Source organism: Methylobacterium mesophilicum SR1.6/6 (genome assembly GCF_000364445.2).
Taxonomy (GTDB): domain Bacteria; phylum Pseudomonadota; class Alphaproteobacteria; order Rhizobiales; family Beijerinckiaceae; genus Methylobacterium; species Methylobacterium mesophilicum_A.
In genome coordinates this window covers 5,993,925-6,011,338 of record NZ_CP043538.1, presented here as the reverse complement: position 1 = coordinate 6,011,338, position 17,414 = coordinate 5,993,925, and the positions used below count along the sequence as shown (strand labels likewise).

General features: G+C 71.2%; 20 protein-coding genes. 12 read left to right on the top strand and 8 right to left on the bottom strand.

The genetic code is table 11. From position 1 onward, the window contains the following. Positions 1–39: 39 nt before the first annotated feature. Positions 40–975: a ring-cleaving dioxygenase gene (locus MMSR116_RS28425; RefSeq protein ID WP_010684277.1), complete on the bottom strand. Its 936-nt coding sequence runs from the start codon at positions 973–975 to the stop codon at positions 40–42. Positions 976–1,098: 123 nt separating this feature from the next. On the opposite strand from MMSR116_RS28425, the gene MMSR116_RS28420 reads away from it, so the two are divergent. The 3 genes from MMSR116_RS28420 (at position 1,099) to MMSR116_RS28410 (ending at position 4,430) form a co-directional block, all read left to right on the top strand. Then, a complete protein-coding gene (locus MMSR116_RS28420) occupies positions 1,099–2,055 on the top strand; it encodes a LysR family transcriptional regulator (RefSeq protein ID WP_010684276.1) in 957 nt (318 codons plus the stop codon). Between the two features lie 279 nt (positions 2,056–2,334). Then, on the top strand, positions 2,335–3,030 hold the full coding sequence (locus tag MMSR116_RS28415; protein ID WP_010684275.1) for a GntR family transcriptional regulator: 696 nt from the start codon (positions 2,335–2,337) through the stop codon (positions 3,028–3,030). Between the two features lie 197 nt (positions 3,031–3,227). Then, positions 3,228–4,430, top strand: coding sequence for a pyridoxal phosphate-dependent aminotransferase (locus MMSR116_RS28410; protein ID WP_010684274.1), 1,203 nt, complete (start codon positions 3,228–3,230; stop codon positions 4,428–4,430). A 7-nt stretch (positions 4,431–4,437) separates the two neighbouring features. Here MMSR116_RS28410 and MMSR116_RS28405 read toward each other — a convergent pair whose 3' ends face one another. Then, a complete protein-coding gene (locus tag MMSR116_RS28405; RefSeq protein ID WP_039893343.1) occupies positions 4,438–5,364 on the bottom strand; it encodes a dihydrodipicolinate synthase family protein in 927 nt (308 codons plus the stop codon). Between the two features lie 288 nt (positions 5,365–5,652). On the opposite strand from MMSR116_RS28405, the gene MMSR116_RS28400 reads away from it, so the two are divergent. From MMSR116_RS28400 to MMSR116_RS28390, 3 genes are all read left to right on the top strand, one after another. Then, positions 5,653–6,429 carry an amino acid ABC transporter substrate-binding protein gene (locus MMSR116_RS28400; RefSeq protein WP_039893341.1) on the top strand — a complete coding sequence of 259 codons (777 nt, stop codon included), beginning with the start codon at positions 5,653–5,655 and terminating at the stop codon, positions 6,427–6,429. A 405-nt stretch (positions 6,430–6,834) separates the two neighbouring features. Then, positions 6,835–7,515: an amino acid ABC transporter permease gene (locus MMSR116_RS28395; RefSeq protein WP_010684272.1), complete on the top strand. Its 681-nt coding sequence runs from the start codon at positions 6,835–6,837 to the stop codon at positions 7,513–7,515. Then, on the top strand, positions 7,512–8,273 hold the full coding sequence (locus MMSR116_RS28390) for an amino acid ABC transporter ATP-binding protein (protein ID WP_010684271.1): 762 nt from the start codon (positions 7,512–7,514) through the stop codon (positions 8,271–8,273). Before MMSR116_RS28395 ends, MMSR116_RS28390 begins: the two co-directional genes overlap by 4 nt. 13 nt (positions 8,274–8,286) lie before the next feature. Here the strand turns inward: MMSR116_RS28390 and MMSR116_RS31515 are convergent, their stop codons facing one another. From MMSR116_RS31515 to MMSR116_RS28380, 3 genes are all read right to left on the bottom strand, one after another. Continuing rightward, on the bottom strand, positions 8,287–8,442 hold the full coding sequence (locus MMSR116_RS31515) for a hypothetical protein (RefSeq protein ID WP_010684270.1): 156 nt from the start codon (positions 8,440–8,442) through the stop codon (positions 8,287–8,289). Beyond that, entirely contained in the window at positions 8,439–8,948 is a 510-nt protein-coding gene (locus MMSR116_RS28385; RefSeq protein WP_010684269.1) for a DUF2243 domain-containing protein, read from the bottom strand. Before MMSR116_RS28385 ends, MMSR116_RS31515 begins: the two co-directional genes overlap by 4 nt. 196 nt (positions 8,949–9,144) lie before the next feature. Next, positions 9,145–11,166: an OPT family oligopeptide transporter gene (locus MMSR116_RS28380; protein WP_039893340.1), complete on the bottom strand. Its 2,022-nt coding sequence runs from the start codon at positions 11,164–11,166 to the stop codon at positions 9,145–9,147. Positions 11,167–11,402: 236 nt separating this feature from the next. Here MMSR116_RS28380 and MMSR116_RS28375 point away from each other — a divergent pair, with 236 nt between their 5' ends. Beyond that, on the top strand, positions 11,403–11,852 hold the full coding sequence (locus tag MMSR116_RS28375) for a DMT family transporter (RefSeq protein WP_010684267.1): 450 nt from the start codon (positions 11,403–11,405) through the stop codon (positions 11,850–11,852). A 44-nt stretch (positions 11,853–11,896) separates the two neighbouring features. Beyond that, positions 11,897–12,340 carry a DMT family transporter gene (locus MMSR116_RS28370; protein WP_010684266.1) on the top strand — a complete coding sequence of 148 codons (444 nt, stop codon included), beginning with the start codon at positions 11,897–11,899 and terminating at the stop codon, positions 12,338–12,340. Between the two features lie 122 nt (positions 12,341–12,462). Here MMSR116_RS28370 and MMSR116_RS28365 read toward each other — a convergent pair whose 3' ends face one another. Both MMSR116_RS28365 and MMSR116_RS28360 read right to left on the bottom strand, forming a co-directional pair. Further along, entirely contained in the window at positions 12,463–13,191 is a 729-nt protein-coding gene (locus MMSR116_RS28365; protein ID WP_010684265.1) for an SDR family oxidoreductase, read from the bottom strand. After that, positions 13,161–13,367 (bottom strand): L-rhamnose mutarotase, encoded by a 207-nt coding sequence (locus tag MMSR116_RS28360; protein ID WP_083920237.1) that lies wholly within the window; start codon positions 13,365–13,367, stop codon positions 13,161–13,163. The genes MMSR116_RS28365 and MMSR116_RS28360 overlap by 31 nt, the downstream gene beginning before the upstream one ends. A gap of 136 nt (positions 13,368–13,503) precedes the next feature. Here MMSR116_RS28360 and MMSR116_RS28355 point away from each other — a divergent pair, with 136 nt between their 5' ends. After that, positions 13,504–14,154: an NAD(P)-dependent oxidoreductase gene (locus MMSR116_RS28355; protein ID WP_010684264.1), complete on the top strand. Its 651-nt coding sequence runs from the start codon at positions 13,504–13,506 to the stop codon at positions 14,152–14,154. Between the two features lie 52 nt (positions 14,155–14,206). Further along, positions 14,207–15,463 (top strand): amidohydrolase, encoded by a 1,257-nt coding sequence (locus MMSR116_RS28350; protein ID WP_106428266.1) that lies wholly within the window; start codon positions 14,207–14,209, stop codon positions 15,461–15,463. Between the two features lie 20 nt (positions 15,464–15,483). Here the strand turns inward: MMSR116_RS28350 and MMSR116_RS28345 are convergent, their stop codons facing one another. Beyond that, positions 15,484–16,032, bottom strand: coding sequence for a PAS domain-containing protein (locus MMSR116_RS28345; protein ID WP_158169204.1), 549 nt, complete (start codon positions 16,030–16,032; stop codon positions 15,484–15,486). Positions 16,033–16,362: 330 nt separating this feature from the next. Between MMSR116_RS28345 and MMSR116_RS28340 the strand changes: the two genes are divergently transcribed. Next, positions 16,363–16,770 carry a hypothetical protein gene (locus MMSR116_RS28340; RefSeq protein ID WP_010684261.1) on the top strand — a complete coding sequence of 136 codons (408 nt, stop codon included), beginning with the start codon at positions 16,363–16,365 and terminating at the stop codon, positions 16,768–16,770. A gap of 99 nt (positions 16,771–16,869) precedes the next feature. Next, complete coding sequence (locus MMSR116_RS28335) at positions 16,870–17,319, top strand: cupin domain-containing protein (protein WP_010684260.1); 450 nt, start codon at positions 16,870–16,872, stop codon at positions 17,317–17,319. The last annotated feature ends 95 nt before the right edge of the window (positions 17,320–17,414 follow it).

The following is a 17,414-nucleotide window of genomic DNA, read 5'->3' as shown; positions in this document are numbered from 1 at the left end:
TTCACGCCCGCCCCGCTGCGCGCGGGGCGGGCTCAGGGGTCAGGCGACCTTCGGCAGCACGGCCTCGATCTCGGCCCGGTGCGGCTCGAGGCCGGCGGGCAGCTTCAACGCGCTGCCGAGGGCCTCCACCGGCTCGTCGACCGCGAAGCCGGGCGCGTCGGTGGCGATCTCGAACAGCACGCCGCCGGGCTCGCGGAAGTAGATCGACCGGAAGTACTGCCGGTCGCGCTGCTCGGTAGCGTGGAGGCCGCGGGCGGCGAGGGCCTCGCCCATCGCGGCCTGCGCGGCGTCGTCCGCCGCCCGGAACGCGATGTGGTGGACCGAGCCGGCCCCCGGCCGGCCGCGGAGAAAGCCGCCGACCGCCCGAACGGTGACGAGGCCCCCGATCGCGGCGCTGCCTGCGAAGCGGATCAGGTTGCCCTCGCGGGCGACCTCGCCGAGACCGAGCACCTCCGTGAGGATCGCGGCCGTGGGCTCGGCCTTGTCCAGGAGGAGCGTCACCCCGTGTAGGCCGCGGATGGCGTGCTCGGCCGGGACTTCGCTGGAGGCCCAGCCCTCCGTCCCGGCGTCGTCCGCGCCTGGATCCACCCCGACCAGGGCCAGCATCATGCCGTCCGGATCGCGGAAGCGCAGGGTCGGCTCGCCGAAGACCTGGACCAGCGGCTCGTGGGCGACGCCCTTCTCGATCAGGCGGTGGGTCCACCAGCCGATGGAGGCACGGGGCACCCGGAAGGCCGTCTCCTGCGTCTCGCCGATCCCGACGCGGCCGGGGGCCGCGTGCTCGATCGGGAAGAAGGTCAGGATCGTCCCGGGCCGTCCGGCGGCGTCGCCGTAATACAGGTGGTAGGTGCCCGGATCGTCGAAGTTGACGGTCTTCTTGACCAGCCGCAGCCCGAGGATCCGGGTGTGGAAGTCGAGGTTGCGCAGGGCCGGGCCGGAGAAGGCCGTGACGTGATGGAGACCGGTCTGAACCATGGCGATGTCTCTCAGGGTGCCGCCACGGGGGACCGCGGCGCGTTTGCGATGACCGCAATGTGCCCCTTGTCATCAGTCCCGAAAATAGAAACAAAGGAAATCCATCGTTTCCGGATTTGACCGATGCGATTACCTGATTTCGAGGCCTGGGCGGTGTTCGCCAAGGTGGTGGAGACCGGGTCGTTCGGACGGGCGGCCGCGGATCTCGGGCTGTCGAAGGGCACCGTCTCGAAGGCGGTGGGCCGGCTCGAGGTCCGGATCGGCGCCCGGCTGTTCAACCGCACGTCGCGCAAGCTCGCTCTCACCGAGGCGGGACAGGCCGCGAAGGCCGGCGCCGCGCGGATCCTCGCGGAGGGCGAGGCGGCCGAGGCGCTGGCGATGGCGGGCGCCGCCGAGCCGCGCGGGCTCGTACGGCTCGCCGCGCCGATGACCTTCGGCGTGATGCACGTGGCGCCGCTGCTGCCGGATTTCCTCGCACAGTACCCCTTTGTCTCGGTGGATCTGCACCTCTCCGACGCGGTGGTCGACCTCGTGGGCGGCGGCTTCGATATCGGGCTGCGCATCGCGGCGCTGCCCGACTCGTCCCTTCGGGCGCGGCGGCTCTGCGCGGTCCGCCGGTCCCTGGTAGCCACCCCGGCCTATCTCGACCGAGCCGGCCGCCCGAAGCATCCGGACGACCTCGCCCGCCATACCTGCCTCGGCTACGCCTACCTGCCGACCCCGGACCGCTGGCGCTTCATCGACGAGGCCGGAACCGAGGTCGTGGTCCAGCCCGCGGGCCAGCTTCGGGCGAACAACGCCGAGGCCCTGGCGCCCGCGCTCCGGGCGGGCCTCGGCTTGGCGCTGCAACCCGACTTCATGATCTGGGACGATCTGGAGGCCGGCCGGCTGGAGCGGGTCCTGCCCGGCTGGTCGCCGCCCCCGATCGCGCTGCACCTGGTGACCCCGCCCGGCGATCCCCGCCCCGCGCGCGTGACGGCCCTCATCGCGTATCTCGGCCAGACGCTCGCCCATGCGCCGTGGGCCGGCCCGCAATCGCCTTCGGAGCGGCCGGCGATGCGTCCCGGGGGTCAAAGCTGATTCAGGTCAAGGCGCCGCGGCGGATTCCAGCAGAAGCTGCACGGTGGACCGTCGGGGATGCGCGGGCCGGGACTTTTTCAGCGTCGCACACGTCTTGCAAAGAAGGCAGTCGATGGCGGCGACGGGATGCGTGCCGGCCTGCAACCTGCCCGGGTTTGTCCGGCGATGAATCCGCCTATCGCAACCTGACGTTATAGAAAATGTATCCAGACATGGATAATAAGACTTCCGCGCAGCTTCACGTTATGTATAGATGCATACGGCGAAGTTGAGGCCCCGATGTCCATAGCGGTCACCGCCCGACCGGAAACAGGTCGGCTGCGGCACAAGACGGTTTCTGCCGCCGTGGCGGAGTCGCTGCGCCAGAGGATCCTGAACGGGGAACTGCCACCCGGCGTGCAGCTCCGTCAGGACGCGCTGGCCGACGAATTCGGGATCAGCCGGATCCCGGTCCGGGAAGCGCTGCTGCAACTCGAGGCCAGCAACCTCGTGCGGATCATGCCGCATCGCGGCGCGGTGGTCACGGGCGTGTCGCTGGAGGAGCTGGAGGACATCTTCCAGCTCCGGGCGCAGCTCGAACCGCAGCTGCTGCTTCTCTCGGCGCCGCGTCATACCCGCGATGACCTCATCGCGCTCCGCGCCATCGCGACCACGTACGGCGACGCGCTCAAGACGAACGAGACCTCCCGGTGGGGCGAGCTGAACCAGCGCTTCCACCTCGATCTGCTGCGTCACGCGCAGCGGCCGCGCTCATTGAGCATCCTCTCCGGACTTCTGCAGGACTGCGACCGTCCGACCCGCCTTCAGCTGTCGACCCTCGGCGACATGGCGCGAGCCGAGCGGGAGCACGGACGGATCCTGGATCTCTGCGAGGCGCGGAAGTTCGACGCGGCGGCGGAGGCCCTGCGCGCCCATGTCGAGCATGTCGGGAAGTCCCTCATCACGATCTACCGGGACGCGATCGCCGCGGCGTGACGGCCGGTCCGGCCCGACCTGCTGAGAACGGCGGGGCCGGACACGCACCGGCGCTGGACGCGCGCGGGCGAACGCGTCAGGGTCGGGCGATCACCCAGACGCCGGGATCCTGCGGGTACGCAGCCCGCCATCGGCACGCCGCGACCTGCGATCGCCGCACGCGACGCGATCCGGCGCACGGAGAGCAACCACACACCATGGCCGATACCGTCGTTCCCGCCGTCCCCGTCGACCTCGCGACCGCCCTGTCGGCGCGGATCCGGGGCATCGGCACGAGCCAGATCGGCCTCGTGGCGGATCGCGGGCGGGATGATCCGGAGGTGGTGAAGCTCTGGATCGGCGAGGGCGATCTGCCGACCCCGCCCTTCATCGTCGAGGCGGCCCATCGGGCGATGCTCGCCGGACACACGCGCTACACCACCTCCCTCGGCCTCCCGGCCCTGCGCGAGGCGCTCGGCGCCTATCACGGGCGGCACTGGGGCGTGGAGATCCCGCCCGACCGGTTCGCCGTGACGGCGGGCGGGATGAACGCCATCATGCAGGCGGCCCAGGTGCTCCTCGAGCCGGGCGACGAGATCATCATCCCCTCCCCCGCCTGGCCGAACCTGCGCGAGGCGGTGCGCATCGCCGGCGGCGTGCCCGTCACGGTGCCGTACCGGACCCTGCCGGACGGGCGCTTCGCGCTCCCGCTGGCCGACATCGCGGCGGCGATCACGCCGCGCACCCGCGTGATCATGGTGAACTCGCCCTCGAACCCCACCGGCTGGACGATGCCGCCGGCCGAGATGACGGCCCTGCGCGACCTCGCCCGCGACCGCGGCCTCTGGATCCTGTCGGACGAGGTCTACGCGCACTTCACCTACGGCAACCGGATCGCCCCCTCCTTCCTGCAGATCTGCACGGAGGACGACCGGCTGATCGTCACCAACACCTTCTCGAAGAACTGGGCGATGACCGGCTGGCGCGCCGGCTGGGTGATCTATCCCCGCGGCCTCGCGCCGACCTTCGCGAAGCTCGGGCAGTACAGCACCACCTCGATCTCGACCTTCGTGCAGCATGCCTGCATCGCGGCCCTCGAGGAGGGCGACGGCTTCATCCGCACCATGGTCGACCGCTGCGCCGAGGCCCGCGGGATCCTGGTGGACGGGCTGTCACGCCTGCCCGGCGTCACGGTCGCGCCGCCGGACGGGGCGTTCTACCTCATGGCCCGGATGGGCGGCGACGAGCCGAGCCTCGACTTCGCGCTCCGCCTCCTGCGGGAGGCGAAGGTCGGGGTGGCACCGGGCACCGCCTTCGGGCCGGAGGGCGAGGGTCTGGTGCGGATCTGCTTCGCGATCAGCCCGGCGCTGGCGCGGGAGGCGGTGGAACGCCTGTCCGGCGTGCTGGGGAACCGGGGCTGAGACGCGGCTACCGCCCCCAGCGCAGCACCTGGGCGTCGTTCCGGCGGGCGAGTTCGATCAGCCCCTTGCGGGTCGCCGGGTGCAGGGGCTGGATCGGCAGGCGCGCGGTCTCGTGGGCGATCACGCCGCCCTCCTTCATCAGCGCCTTGCAGGCCAGCAGCCCGCATTGCCGGTTCTCGTAGTTGATCAGCGGCAGCCAGCGCGCGTAGGCGTCCATCGCCGCGTCCCGGCGGCCGGCCGCGTAGGCGTCGGTGATCTGCCGGATCCCGTCCGGGTAGCCGCCGCCGGTCATCGCCCCGGTGGCGCCGGCGTCGAGGTCGGCCATCAGGGTGATCGCCTCCTCGCCGTCCCACGGTCCCACCACGGCATCGCCGCCGAGCGCGATCAGCTCGCGCAGCTTGGCCGCCGCCCCGGCGGTCTCGATCTTGAAGTAGCTGACGTTCGCGATCTCGCGGGCCATGCGGGCGAGGAGCGCCGCCGAGAGCGGCGTCCCCGCCACCGGCGCGTCCTGGATCATGATCGGGATGGAGATCGCGTCCGAGACGGCGCGGAAGAAGTCGTGGATCCCGAGTTCGGGCACCCGGATGGTAGCCCCGTGATAGGGCGGCATCACCATCACCATCGCCGCCCCGGCCTCCTGCGCGCGGCGCGACCGCTCGGCGCAGACCTGCGTGGCGAAGTGGGTCGTGGTGACGATCACCGGCACGCGGCCCGCCACGTGCTCCAGCACGGCGTGCATGACGGTCTCGCGCTCCGCGTCGGTGAGGACGAACTGCTCCGAGAAGTTGGCGAGGATGCACAGGCCCTGGCTGCCGGCGTCGATCATGAAATCGATCGCCCGGCGCTGCCCGTCGAGGTCGAGGGCACCGGCGGCGTCGAAGACCGTGGGGGCGACCGGGAAGACGCCCCGGTAGGCTTGGGCGGGCGAGGTCATGGGCGCTCCTTCACCGAAATCGCGGCGTCCGCTGGACGAATCGTGCCCGCGTCGGACAGCGTCGGCCTCTTACCACGCGACGTGACCGTGCCGAACGGTCCGGCACGGTTCATCCGCCCTGAGGCATCACCAGCGTACGGGATCGACCCGGTCCGGAATGCCCAAGCTAGTCGACAAGATCTCCGCCGTTTCTATACTGCCGAGCCCGCTCTCACTTTGCATCTCGACAGCCGAGATCGCGCGCGGAGGCCGCACGAGAACGGCGTTATCGTTTCGGAGTCTTTTGAAATGCGTTTCTTCTCCATCCGCCGCGCCGCGACGGTCGCCCTCGCGGCGCTCCTCCTCGGCGCGCCCGCACGGGCCGACGACCTCGACGCGATCCGCGCCGCCAGGACCCTGCGGATCGGCACCGAGGGCACCTACGCGCCCTTCACGTTTCACGACGCCTCCGGGCAGCTCGTCGGCTTCGACGTGGAGATCGGCCGCAAGGTCGCCGAGCAGCTCGGCGTCACCCCGCAATTCCTCGAGGGCAAGTGGGACGGCCTGATCGCCGGACTCGACGGCAAGCGCTACGACGTGGTGATCAACCAAGTGGGCATCACCAAGGAGCGCCAGGCGAAGTTCGACTTCTCCGAGCCCTACATCCGGGCGCGGGCCGTGCTGATCACCCGGGCCGACCGGGCCGACATCACGTCCTTCGCCGACCTGAAGGGCAAGAAGGCCGCCCAGAGCCTGACCAGCAACTTCGCGCGCCTCGCCGAGCAATCCGGGGCCGAACTCGTCGGCACGGACGGCTTCGACCAGTCGGTCCAGCTGGTCATCACCGGGCGGGCGGACGCGACCGTCAACGACAACCTGTCGTTTCTCGACTTCCACAAGAAGAAGCCGAATGCCCCCGTGAAGATCGCCGCGGAGCAGGCCGACGCGGACGCGTCAGGGATCATCCTGCGCAAGAACAACCCGGCGCTGAAGGCCGCCATCGACAGGGCGCTGGAGGCGATCAAGGCCGACGGCAGCTATGCGGCGATCGCCCAGAAATACTTCGGCAGCGACGTCTCGAAATAGCCCGGCTCGTTCCGAGGGGCCCCGGTCGCCCGAGGCGACCCTGGTCCGGGCCGCCGCCGATGGCGGAGCGCGACGCGCGCCCTCGCCCGTTCGGGCTCGCGTCGTCACACGTCTCAATCCAGCGCCAACATCCTGATTGGAAAACGCCGTTCCCCTCCCCCCATGGGAAGGAGCCCGGGGGTGGGGGTGGTGCAGGAGGCGCCGGAACGACCTATCCGGCACCACCCCCACCTCCAACGCCTCCCCACAAGGAGGAGGAGAGCGCGTCGCGGCCAGCACGATGTGAACATCGTAGCCTGCACGGGAGAGGCGGCCTGCGCCCCATCCTGCGCGGGGCGGAACTCGGTCCGGCCGCCGAACCCGTGTAGCCCGTAGACTCGATCGCCCGGAAGGAGACGCCGCCCCGTGCCGCACTGGCTCGACCTCATGCTCCAGTCGCTCGGGCCGCTGCTCGCGGCCGGCCTGCGCTTCACGGTACCCCTGACGCTCATCGCCTTCGCGCTGGGGTTGGCCCTCGGCCTCGCGACCGCCCTCGTGCGCCTGTTCGCACCCCGTCCGCTGGCGGCCCTGGCCCGGCTCTACGTCTGGATCTTCCGGGGCACCCCGCTCCTCGTGCAGCTCTTCGTGATCTTCTACGGCCTGCCGAGCGCCGGCATCCTGATCGACGCCTTCCCGGCCGCCGTGATCGGCTTCACGCTCAATGTCGGCGCCTACGCGTCGGAGATCGTCCGCGCCGCCATCGCGTCGATCCCGAAGGGCCAGTGGGAGGCCGCCTACGCGGTCGGCATGAACCCGGTTCAGGCCATGCGCCGCACGATCCTGCCGCAGGCGGCACGGGTGGCGGTGCCGTCGCTCTCCAACTCCTTCATCGCCCTCGTGAAGGACACCTCGCTGGCTGCCGCCATCACGGTTCCGGAGCTGTTCCAGGCGGCCCAGCGCATCGTCGCCGTCACCTACGAGCCCCTGATCCTCTACATCGAGGCTGCCCTGATCTACCTCGTCCTGTCCACGCTCCTGTCCTGGCTGCAGGCCCTCCTGGAGCAGCGCCTCGGGCGCTACGGCGGCTACCTGGAGGCGCGCGCGTGATCGCCCTGTCGGCCATCGAGAAGCGCTTCGGGGCCGTCCCCGTCCTGCGCGGCGTCGATCTCGGCATCCCGGAGGGACGCGTCACCGCCCTGATCGGCCCCTCGGGCTCGGGCAAGTCGACGCTCCTGCGCTGCGCGAACCTCCTCGAGATCCCACAGGCCGGAACGCTGACCCTCGGCGACATCCGCATCGCCTTCCGGTCCGACAGGCCGCCCGCCCGGCGGGCGGTGCTCGCCGTCCGCCGCCAGACCGGCATGGTGTTCCAGAACTTCCAGCTTTTCCCCCATCGCACCGTGCTGGAGAACGTCACGGAGGGGCTCGTCACCGTCGCCAAATGGCCGCCGCCCCGGGCGCGGGTCCGGGCCCTGGAGCTGCTGGATCGGGTCGGCCTCGCCCACCGGGCCGCGGACTGGCCCGCCAGCCTGTCGGGCGGCCAGCAGCAGCGCGTCGCGATCGCCCGCGCGCTCGCCCCCTCCCCGCGCCTGCTTCTGTGCGACGAGCCGACCTCGGCCCTCGATCCGGAACTCGCCGCCGAGGTGGTCGACGTGCTCGCCGGCCTCGCGGTCGGGGGCATGACCATGCTGATGGCGACGCACGACCTGCGGCTCGCGCGACGCGTCGCCGACACGGTGGTGTTCCTGGAGGGCGGCACGATCGTCGAGCAGGGACCGGCCGCAGACCTGTTCGCCCGGCCGGGCGATCCGCGGACCCGCCGGTTCGTGCGGACCCTGCTCGGCGCGGCGTCGGACGACATCTGAGCGGGCCTGCGCGTCAGCGCGGCAGGCAGCGCAGGCTGAGAAGGTCCTCGATCGTGAGCGCGGACCCGAAGACGAGTGGGCGCCAGGCGGGCACGGTGGCGAGGATCAGGCCGGCCGCCAGGACCAGCCAGGGCAGCGCCGGCCGGAGGGCGGTGCCGACGGCGCTCATGCCGGCATCCGCGCCACCGACGCCTCCTCCGCGCGGCCGACCTGCACGAGGCCCAGGCCCGCGGCCAGCATGGCCCCGCCCCAGATCAGGAAACCGACATCCCAGTAGAGCCACTGCGTCCGCGGCATCTGCTCGTTGACGTGGTGCACGCCGAGGATCTCGTGATCGATCACGCCCTCGACGAGGTTGAACAGGCCCCAGCCGATCAGGAGCGACCCGGCCAGGAGCTTGTTGGACCAGTAGAGGTGCGACCGGTGTGCCGTGCGCCAGAGGAGGAACAGTCCCAGGACGACGAAGACGTAGGTCGCGCTGTGGAAGATGCCGTCCCAGAGCGTGTTCAGCTCAAGATTCGCCATCGAGTCGATCGGGTACCAGCTGCTCAGCATGTGGTGCCATTGCAGCATCTGGTGAAGCACGATCCCGTCGAAGAAGCCGCCGAGCCCGAGCCCGAACAGGATGCCGGCGCTCAGCGGGAAGACGCGCCCTCGGGGTTCAGCCGCTGCCATGCGCAACTCCATCTCGGGGGATGGCCGGGGTGACCGGTGCTCGGGTCTCATCGGCGTCCATCCCCGTCATCGCGCGCAGCGAGGCGACCCGGCACAGCGCGCCGATGATGGGCGCGGGGATCGCCGGATCGCTTCGCTGCGCCCGCGGAGACGACGGCCTCACAAGGGGCAACCGCCCGCTGACCCGGCGGATCCGTCAGGATTCTCGCGGCGCCGCGGCCGGCGTCGAGACCAGCCGCAGGTAGACGGCGAGGCTCGCCAGGAAGACCGCGAGGCCGAGCCACGTCGCATAGGTCGCGAAATCCTTCCCGACGATCGCGATCGCCGAGCTGTGCCCCGCCAGGAGGTCGGTCCCGGCGAGCAGCACGCCGACGCAGCTCTCCCCGACGAGGAAACCGGAGGCGAGGAGCACGCCACGGCGGCGGGCGGCCCCGACCGCTTTGTCGGCCGTCCCGCCGTCGCTCTTGTGGTCCGTGCCGCCGAGCCGGGCACGCAGCCGGCGCTCGGCGATCCAGCCGAGCACGCCCCCGATGGCGATCGTCATCTCCACCGAGAGCGGCAGGTACATGCCGATGCCGACCGTCAGCGCTGGGAAGGTGAGCTTGCGCCGCTTCAGCCACGACTCCGCGGCCACCAGCACCACGCCGAGCCCGGCGCCGATCAGGACCATGCGCCAGGGCAGCTCGCTGTGGGTGATGCCGTTCGCGATCTGGGTCATCAGCGCGGCCTGGGGCGCCGGCATGGCGCTGCCCGGATCCTGCCCGTCGCGCGCCGGCGCGCCGACGAAGCCGTAGGCCTCGTAGAGCAGCGACAGGAGCGGGGCGATCACCACGGCGCCCACGGCCACGCCGATGATGAGCGCGACCTGCTGGTGCCAGGGCGTGGCGCCGAGGACCTGACCGGTCTTCAAATCCTGCAGGTTGTCGTTGGCGATCGACGACGTGGTGATGATGACGGCGGTCAGCAGCAGCGCCATGCCGGTGACGAACCGGTCGCCTTCCGGCCCGGCGGAATGCCCGAGGATGAACGGCAGGAGCAGCGCGGTCGCCATCGTGGTCAGGATCCCGATCCCCGAGATCGGGCTCGACGAGGAGCCGAGGAGACCCGCGAGGTAGCCGCAGGCCGCCGCCATCAGGAATCCGAACAGCACCGTGAGAAGGGTCGCGGCGACCGCCAGCACGATTGTCAGGTTGCCGAGTTCGGCCGGCTTCTCGAAGAACCCGAACAGGACGGCGAGCGGCACGCACAGGGCGAGCGTCGCGGCGGCGACCCAGAGGATCGGCAGGTCGCGCTCCTCGCGGGGCTGGTCCTCGCCGAGGCCGCCGCTTCCCGAGAGGGCCGCGCGGATGCTCCCGAGGATCGGGCGCGCCAGCGATCCGACCGTCCACAGCCCGCCCACCGCGATGATGCCGGCGCCCATCAGGCGCACCTGCCCGGACCAGACCGCCTCGGCGACCGCCTCCGCGGACGTCCCGGCCTCGGGCGCGAGGGCGGTGAGCAGCGGGACCGCGATCCCCCAGGCGATCACGACGCCGGTGAGCAGCGCGAGGCAGGCACCGATGCCCACGAGGTAGCCGACGCCGACAAGCGCCAGCGAGAAGCCGGTTCCGGTGCGGAAGACCGCACCGCCGAGGCTGACGGCGCCGTGCATGCCGTCGCCCAGGATCCGCAACCCGCTGGTGGCGAGCCCGATCGTTCCGGCGACCGCGGCGGCCCCGAGCAGGTCGCGCAGGCCCTGGCCACCCTCCTCCTCCTGGCCCGTCTTGAGCACCTCGGCGGCGGCGACGCCCTCCGGGTAGGGCAGGTCGCTGCCGGAAACGAGGGCACGGCGGAGCGGGATCGAGAAGGCGACGCCGAGCAGGCCGCCGAGCATGCAGACGGCCGTGGTCTGCCAGAACGGGAAGCCGTGCCAGTGTCCGATGAGAATCAGGCCCGGCAGCGCCAGGATGACGTTGCAGAGCGTGCCGGCGGCCGAGGCCTGCGTCTGCACGATGTTGTTCTCGAGGATGCCGGCGCCGCCCATCAGGCGGAACGCGCCCATGGAGATCATCGCGGCCGGAATCGACGATGAGAACGTCATCCCGGTCTTCAGGCCCATGTAGAGGTTGGCCGCCATGAACACGACCGTGATGGCCGCGCCGAGCGCGACACCCCGCAACGTCAGTTCCGCCTGACGGGCGTGGCCCGTCGGATGCGTCGTCGGGCTGCGGGCGTCCATCATCCACTCGGGTTACGGAGGCAAACGCCCCGAGGCGCGGAAACTTTCCCGACGCCCCAGCGCCCGATGACCCGGCAGCCGGCGCCCGCGCCCGGCCGGACCGCGCCCTGAGTCGATCTGTCCCGGGTCATGCCCTCGACGTGATGCAGTCGTCCGGCGTTACGGTGGGTTTGGCAGCAGACCATCCGCGTCGGGCCGGGCCCGGCGCGGCCTCTTCTCCGCCGGGATCCCCCGCCTTGTCCAAATGGTATCTCTACGGTCTCGCCCTGCTCGCCGGCATCGCCAACGCCGTCGAGCCGGGTCAGAACGCGACCCTCGCCAAGGTCACCGGGCAGCCGATGCTGGCCGGACTGTTCTGCTTCGCGCTGGCGATGGCCTGCATTTTCGGCGCCATGGCCATCCTCCGGTGGCGCGGCGCGGCGAGAGCCGGCGAAGCCACTCCGGTCCCCTGGTGGGCCTGGCCCGGCGGCATCCTGGGCGCCGGTGTCGTCCTGGCGCAGCTCTACGTCTCGGAAAAGGTCGGTGCCGCACCCTTCCTGGGCTGCGTCATCACGGCGGGCGTGATCGGCTCGATCGCCCTCGACCATTTCGGTCTCGTCGGCTTCGAGCGTCATCCCGCCAGCCGGTGGCGGGTCGTCGGGGGTGCCCTGATGATCGCGGGCGTCGCCCTCGTGGCGGTGTTCTGACCGGTCACGCCGCCGATTCCATACCCACCCATCGGGATGCGACCATGATCTTCCTCTACGGCGTCGCTCTGCTGGCGGGCCTCGCGAGCGCGGTCGAACCCGGACAGAACGCGGGCCTCGCCAAGTCCCTCGCGCGGCCGCTCCTGGCCGGCGTGGTGAGCCTCCTCGTCAGCATCGCGACCCTCGCGGTGATCATGATCGTGTCGGGACAGTTCGGCCTGCCGACCGCGGACCGCCTCGCAGAGGTGCCCTGGTGGGCGTGGCTGGGCGGCCTGATGTGTGCCGCCATCACGGCGGCGCAGCTCTACATCTCGAAGGCGATCGGAGCGGCCACGTTCCTCGGGCTGATCGTCACCGCCGGCGTCGTCACCTCGATCCTCCTCGACCATTTCGGCCTGGTGGGCTTCAAGGAACACCCGGCAGGCCTGTGGCGCGTCCTCGGTGGCGCCCTGATGATCGGCGGCGTCGGCCTCGTGGCACGCTTCTGAGGCCCGCCCGGGTGGAGACTGGTCGCCCCGCGCGCCGGCTTCCGGCCTCGGACGCCGGCGTTCCGAGCACCGCGAAGATCACCGGAGTGGTGCCGGACCTCTGCCGGACGGACGGCCCTGGCTCAGATCGTCCAGCCGCCGTCGATGGCGACGGCCTGACCGGTCGTGTAGGTCGCCCCGGCCAGGTAGACGGCGAGGTCGGCAATCTCCTCCGGCGTGCCCAGCCGCCCGATCGGCTGCCGGGCGATGAAGGCCGCGCGGGTCTGCTCGTAATCGCCCTGCGCCCGGATGCGCTCCTGCAGCGACGGGCTCTCCACGGTGCCCGGACAGATCGCGTTGCAGCGGACGTTGTCGGCGACGTAATCGGCCGCCACCGCCTTGGTCAGCCCGATCACCGCCGCCTTGGTGAGGCCGTAGGCGAAGCGGTTCGGCACGCCCTTCACCGAGGATGCCACCGAGGCCATGTTGATGATGGCGCCGTCCCGCCGCTCGATCATGCCGGGCAGCACGGCGCGGATCGTGCGGATCATCGCCTTGACGTTGAGGTCGAGGGCGAAGTCGAGATCGGCGTCGGGCATCTCCAGGATGGTCCCGCCGTGGACCACGCCGGCGCAGTTGAACAGCACGTCCACCGGTCCGATCCCCTCGACCAGGGCGGCGACCGCGCCGGCATCGCGCACATCGAGGATCGCGGTCCTGACGCCGTCGGCCCGCAGCTCGCCGAGCGCCGCCGCGTTGATGTCGGTGGCGTGGACCTGGGCTCCGGCGCGCGCGAAGGCGAGGGCGCTCGCGCGCCCGATGCCCTGCGCGGCCGCCGTGATCAGGACCGTCTTCCCGGATAGATCTGCCATGTCTCGCTCCCAGCGGGCTGTGTTTCGGTACGGAGACGGCCGCTCCAGTCGCGGTGGAACACCTCGTCCGGGGGCGCCCACCACTCGCCCGGCGACCGGGTCTCCAGAGGACGTTGGCACGGAACGGTGATCCGCCACCATGCGGCGTTGGTCGCGTCGGCCTCCATTCGGGCCATGACCTTGCTCACCGGCACCGCGCCCGTGTCGATGACTCCGGGCGGCCACCAGGGCAAGCGGCCACCAGGGCAAGCGGCCACATGGCGCCGGCCCGCATCCTGCGCTCTGCTGCCGGTACCGAGAAAGGATCACCTCATGGCCCATATCCTCGTCATCGGAGCCAGCCAGGGCATCGGCCTGGAGACGGTCAAGGCAGCCTCGGCCGCGGGCCATCGCGTGCGCGCCTTCGCCCGCTCGGCGAACGCGATCTCCGTGTCCGCGCCGAGCGTGGAGCGGTTTCCCGGTGATGCCTTGAACGCGCCCGACATCGCGGCCGCCCTCGACGGCGTGGATGTCGTGGTCCAGGCCCTGGGCGTTCCCGGCCGCGACCTGCTCGCCCCGGTCCGCCTGTTCTCCGACGCGACGAACCTCCTCGTTCCCGCCATGGAGAAGGCCGGGGTCCGGCGCCTGATCGCGGTCACGGGCTTCGGCGCGGGCGACAGCCGCGACGCCATCGGGCTGCTGCAGCGCCTGCCGTTCCGGCTGGTGTTCGGCCGCGCCTACGACGACAAGGACGCTCAGGAGATGCGCATCCGCCGGAGCAGCCTGGACTGGACGCTCGTCCGGCCCGGCGTGCTGACCGGAGGGGGAGCGACCGGCCGCTACCGCGTGCTCGACGTGCCGTCCGCGTGGCGCAACGGGCTGATCGCGCGGGCCGACGTGGCCCACTTCATCGTCCGGCAGATCGCGGACACGGATCAGATCCGCAAGGCGGTCGTGCTGATCAACCATGCCTTCCCGTTCTGACAGCCGCGGCGCCCGCGAGGGGAGGATCAGCGTGATGCCGGGATCCGATTCGATGCCAGACGCTCCGTGCGACCTGTGCCTGGCCAACGCCACCACCGCCGACGGCGGCACCATCGCCATCGACGTCGCGGCCGGGCGCGTGGCGGCACTGCGCGACGCCGACGCGCCCGCGCCGCCCGCGGGCTGCACCATCGACCTCGCCGGGGCCCTGGTGCTGCCGGGCCTGTCGGATGGGCATATCCACCTCGACAAGTGCATGCTCGGCCTGGACTGGCGGCCGCACCGGGCGCAGGGATCCGTCCGGGCGATCATCGAGGACGAGAAGGCCTTCCGCCGGGCCGCGCGCACACCCCTCGCCCGCCAGGGTGCCGAGGCGCTCCTCGACCGCATGATCCGCGGCGGAACCACGAGCCTGCGGACCCATGTCGACATCGACGACGTGACCGGGCTCGATCATCTCGCGCAGATCCTCGCGCTGCGCGCGCGCTGGTCGGACCGGATGCAGATCCAGATCGTCGCCTTCCCGCAGAGCGGAATCCTCCGCTGCCCGCCGGTGGCGGCGTACCTCGACGAAGCCCTGCGGATGGGGGCCGACCTCGTCGGCGGCCTCGATCCGGTGGGCATCGACGGGGATCGCGACGGGCCGCTCGACACCGTCTTCGCCCTGGCCGAGCGCCACGGGCGCGGGATCGACATCCACCTGCACGACGCGGGGGAGGCCGGCCTCGACGAGATCGACGCGATCGTGGCCCGCACGCGCGCCGCCGGGCTCGGCGGGCGGGTCACCGTCAGCCACGCCTTCGCCCTCGCGGACGCCGACGACCGGCGGCTCGGCCGGACCGCCGAGGCCCTGAACCGGGCGGGCGTCGCGATCCTCAGCAGCGTGCCGGGCGGGCGCCGCTGCCCACCGATCCCGCGTCTTCGGGACCTCGGCGTGGCGGTCTGCTTCGGCACCGACAACGTCCGCGATTGCTGGAACCCGTCCTCGGTCACCAGCATGGTCGCGCGGGCCCAGCTCGCCGCCTACCGGTTCGATCTCCGGAGCGACGCGGACCTGACGGCGCTCCTCGACCCGATCACCGCCGTGCCGGCGGAAGTCCTGGGGCTCGGCCCGGGCATTCTGGCGCCCGGCCTGCGGGCCGACCTCGTGGCCTTCGACGCCGCCTGCGCGCCGCAGGTGATCGTCGAGCGTCAGGAGCCGATCCTGGTCGTGGCTCAGGGCGTCGTCGCCGTCGACCGCCGCACCTTGGAGTCGCCGATCTCATCGGCGCGGTTCGGAACCGCGCCCCTGCCGCCTCATGGGCGGTGAGGCGCGCACGCGAAGGCCCGCTACTGCAAGCGCGCGGCGTTCGCGTCCGCACCCGGGCCGGCAAGTTCAATGCCGATCTCGAGCAACAGCAGATCGAGCAGCAGCTGCATTTTCGGCGTGCCGTGCCGCAGCAGGACGTCCCGCAACCCGAGGCAGCGATCCGCGACATCCGCGAGTGCGCTGGTGCCCGGGGGCAGCCGGTCCGTGATGTCGAGGAGGACGCCGTAGCCGGTGCGCGCGCCGTTGGGGCCTTCGACAACCTGCCCGCGGTCCAGCAGCGTCCGGACGCGCCCCTCCGGCGAGCGGACCCGATACGCCATCACGTTCGTTCCGCCGCGCCGCTCATGCTCATCGACCTGCGCCAGGACCCGCTCCCGGTCGTCCGGGTGCAGGCAGGCGAACGAGGTATCCAGATCCAAGACTTGACCGGCAAGATCGGCATTGCCGGTCAATAGCTCCGCCGAACCGTGATCCAGCACGACACCGTTGTCGGCGATCTGCCAGTACCACATGCCGACAACGCCGGCAGCGAACAGAGCCTGTCTCAGATGTAAACTGCTGTCGATCATCGTGCCGCCTGAAGGGCCGTCGTCCCCGATCCGTATATCTTGTGCTATCATAAGCCGGTACTGCAGCCCCAGTGCACGATTACCACGCTCCGCGGCGATGAGACTCCGTTCGCCGGGCGAGGCCGGACGCCTGCGGTTTACAGCGGCGGCCCGACGCATTGCCCGACAGACGTTTCGGCTTTGCCGAACCCGTCTTCGTGGTCCAATGTACGTCATCCGTCGCTCGAATCCTGCTCAGGACTGGATGAGCCAACGACCCGTCGAGAGTGAAGCCGTCCCGGTGTCCGCGGGGATCGACGGGCGCTCCCTTCCGGCGGCGGGTTCGACGTCGTGAAGAGGCTGATCCTCGCGGCGCTCGCGGGACCGACGGCGGCCCTGCTCGTCCCGGCCGCCGGCCGCGGACAGGATGCCCTCGGGCTGATCGGCCCGGACCTTCCGGGCTTCGAGGCCTCGGTGGAATCGGAGATGCGCGCCAAGGTCGCCGCCGCCTTCCCGGAGGCGTGGCTCGTCCGCTTCCGGAAGGTGCGGCCGATCCCGGCCGAGGCCGGCCAGGGGGTCGCGTATTGCGGGCAGGTCAGCGCGGCCGCTCCAGACCGGACCGAACAGAACTTCCACCTGTTCCTCTACGATCGGACCGACGGCGTCGAGACGGTCCGCATCCTCGGCGCCGAGTCGCTGAACGGATACCGCGTCGGCCGGAAGCTGATCGGAGCCTTGAGGCGTGTCGGCTGCCTGTAGCGGCAGGCCGGCGGGCGCGAAGGGCGGCCCGCGAGCCTTCTCCGGGACCTGTAACCGCGGGCGCAGATCCGGTCGTTCTCGACCCGGCGGGACCGTGCCATGCTGCCCGAAATGGAGGATGCCATGGACCGCCGCCCCACGATCGCCCACGCCCGCCTTTCCATCTGTCTCTGCACCTGCCTCTGGACCGCCGGCACCCTCCTCCTCGCCGGCGCGGCCACGGCCCAGGAGGTCAAGCGGACCGAACTCGGCCGCGCGCCGGTCTCCGGCGACGAAACCCGGGAGATCGTCATGCAGCTCGTCGAGATCCCGCCGGGCGCCACATCGCGGCGGCATTTCCACAACGGGGAGGAGGCCTACTACGTGCTCGAGGGCGCGCTGGCCCAGGTCCCGGGCCAGCAAGCCAAGGAGCGCCCGGCGGGCGAGCACGGCATCAACCGGCGCGGGGTGCCCCATGCCGGTTACACGGTCGCCGGCGACAGGACCCTGAAGATCCTGTCGGTCTACGTCGTCGACAAGGGCAAGCCGCTCCAGGAGGCCGCGGAGTGACCCGCCGCCCCCGCCGGGCCGCGGGCCATCCGGGCGCTCGGTTTGCCACATCCGTGGCGGAAACATGGCAGAAGCTTGACCATTCGGCCCGAATC

What these genes read in the sequence shown, in the direction of transcription:
- MMSR116_RS28425 (WP_010684277.1), bottom strand. Translation starts at nt 975, where the DNA reads ATGGTTCAGACCGGTCTCCATCACGTCACGGCCTTCTCCGGCCCGGCC.
- MMSR116_RS28420 (WP_010684276.1), top strand. Translation starts at nt 1,099, where the DNA reads ATGCGATTACCTGATTTCGAGGCCTGGGCGGTGTTCGCCAAGGTGGTG.
- MMSR116_RS28415 (WP_010684275.1), top strand. Translation starts at nt 2,335, where the DNA reads ATGTCCATAGCGGTCACCGCCCGACCGGAAACAGGTCGGCTGCGGCAC.
- MMSR116_RS28410 (WP_010684274.1), top strand. Translation starts at nt 3,228, where the DNA reads ATGGCCGATACCGTCGTTCCCGCCGTCCCCGTCGACCTCGCGACCGCC.
- MMSR116_RS28405 (WP_039893343.1), bottom strand. Translation starts at nt 5,364, where the DNA reads ATGACCTCGCCCGCCCAAGCCTACCGGGGCGTCTTCCCGGTCGCCCCC.
- MMSR116_RS28400 (WP_039893341.1), top strand. Translation starts at nt 5,653, where the DNA reads ATGCGTTTCTTCTCCATCCGCCGCGCCGCGACGGTCGCCCTCGCGGCG.
- MMSR116_RS31515 (WP_010684270.1), bottom strand. Translation starts at nt 8,442, where the DNA reads ATGAGCGCCGTCGGCACCGCCCTCCGGCCGGCGCTGCCCTGGCTGGTC.
- MMSR116_RS28385 (WP_010684269.1), bottom strand. Translation starts at nt 8,948, where the DNA reads ATGGCAGCGGCTGAACCCCGAGGGCGCGTCTTCCCGCTGAGCGCCGGC.
- MMSR116_RS28380 (WP_039893340.1), bottom strand. Translation starts at nt 11,166, where the DNA reads ATGGACGCCCGCAGCCCGACGACGCATCCGACGGGCCACGCCCGTCAG.
- MMSR116_RS28370 (WP_010684266.1), top strand. Translation starts at nt 11,897, where the DNA reads ATGATCTTCCTCTACGGCGTCGCTCTGCTGGCGGGCCTCGCGAGCGCG.
- MMSR116_RS28365 (WP_010684265.1), bottom strand. Translation starts at nt 13,191, where the DNA reads ATGGCAGATCTATCCGGGAAGACGGTCCTGATCACGGCGGCCGCGCAG.
- MMSR116_RS28360 (WP_083920237.1), bottom strand. Translation starts at nt 13,367, where the DNA reads ATGGCCCGAATGGAGGCCGACGCGACCAACGCCGCATGGTGGCGGATC.
- MMSR116_RS28355 (WP_010684264.1), top strand. Translation starts at nt 13,504, where the DNA reads ATGGCCCATATCCTCGTCATCGGAGCCAGCCAGGGCATCGGCCTGGAG.
- MMSR116_RS28350 (WP_106428266.1), top strand. Translation starts at nt 14,207, where the DNA reads ATGCCAGACGCTCCGTGCGACCTGTGCCTGGCCAACGCCACCACCGCC.
- MMSR116_RS28345 (WP_158169204.1), bottom strand. Translation starts at nt 16,032, where the DNA reads ATGATCGACAGCAGTTTACATCTGAGACAGGCTCTGTTCGCTGCCGGC.
- MMSR116_RS28335 (WP_010684260.1), top strand. Translation starts at nt 16,870, where the DNA reads ATGCTGCCCGAAATGGAGGATGCCATGGACCGCCGCCCCACGATCGCC.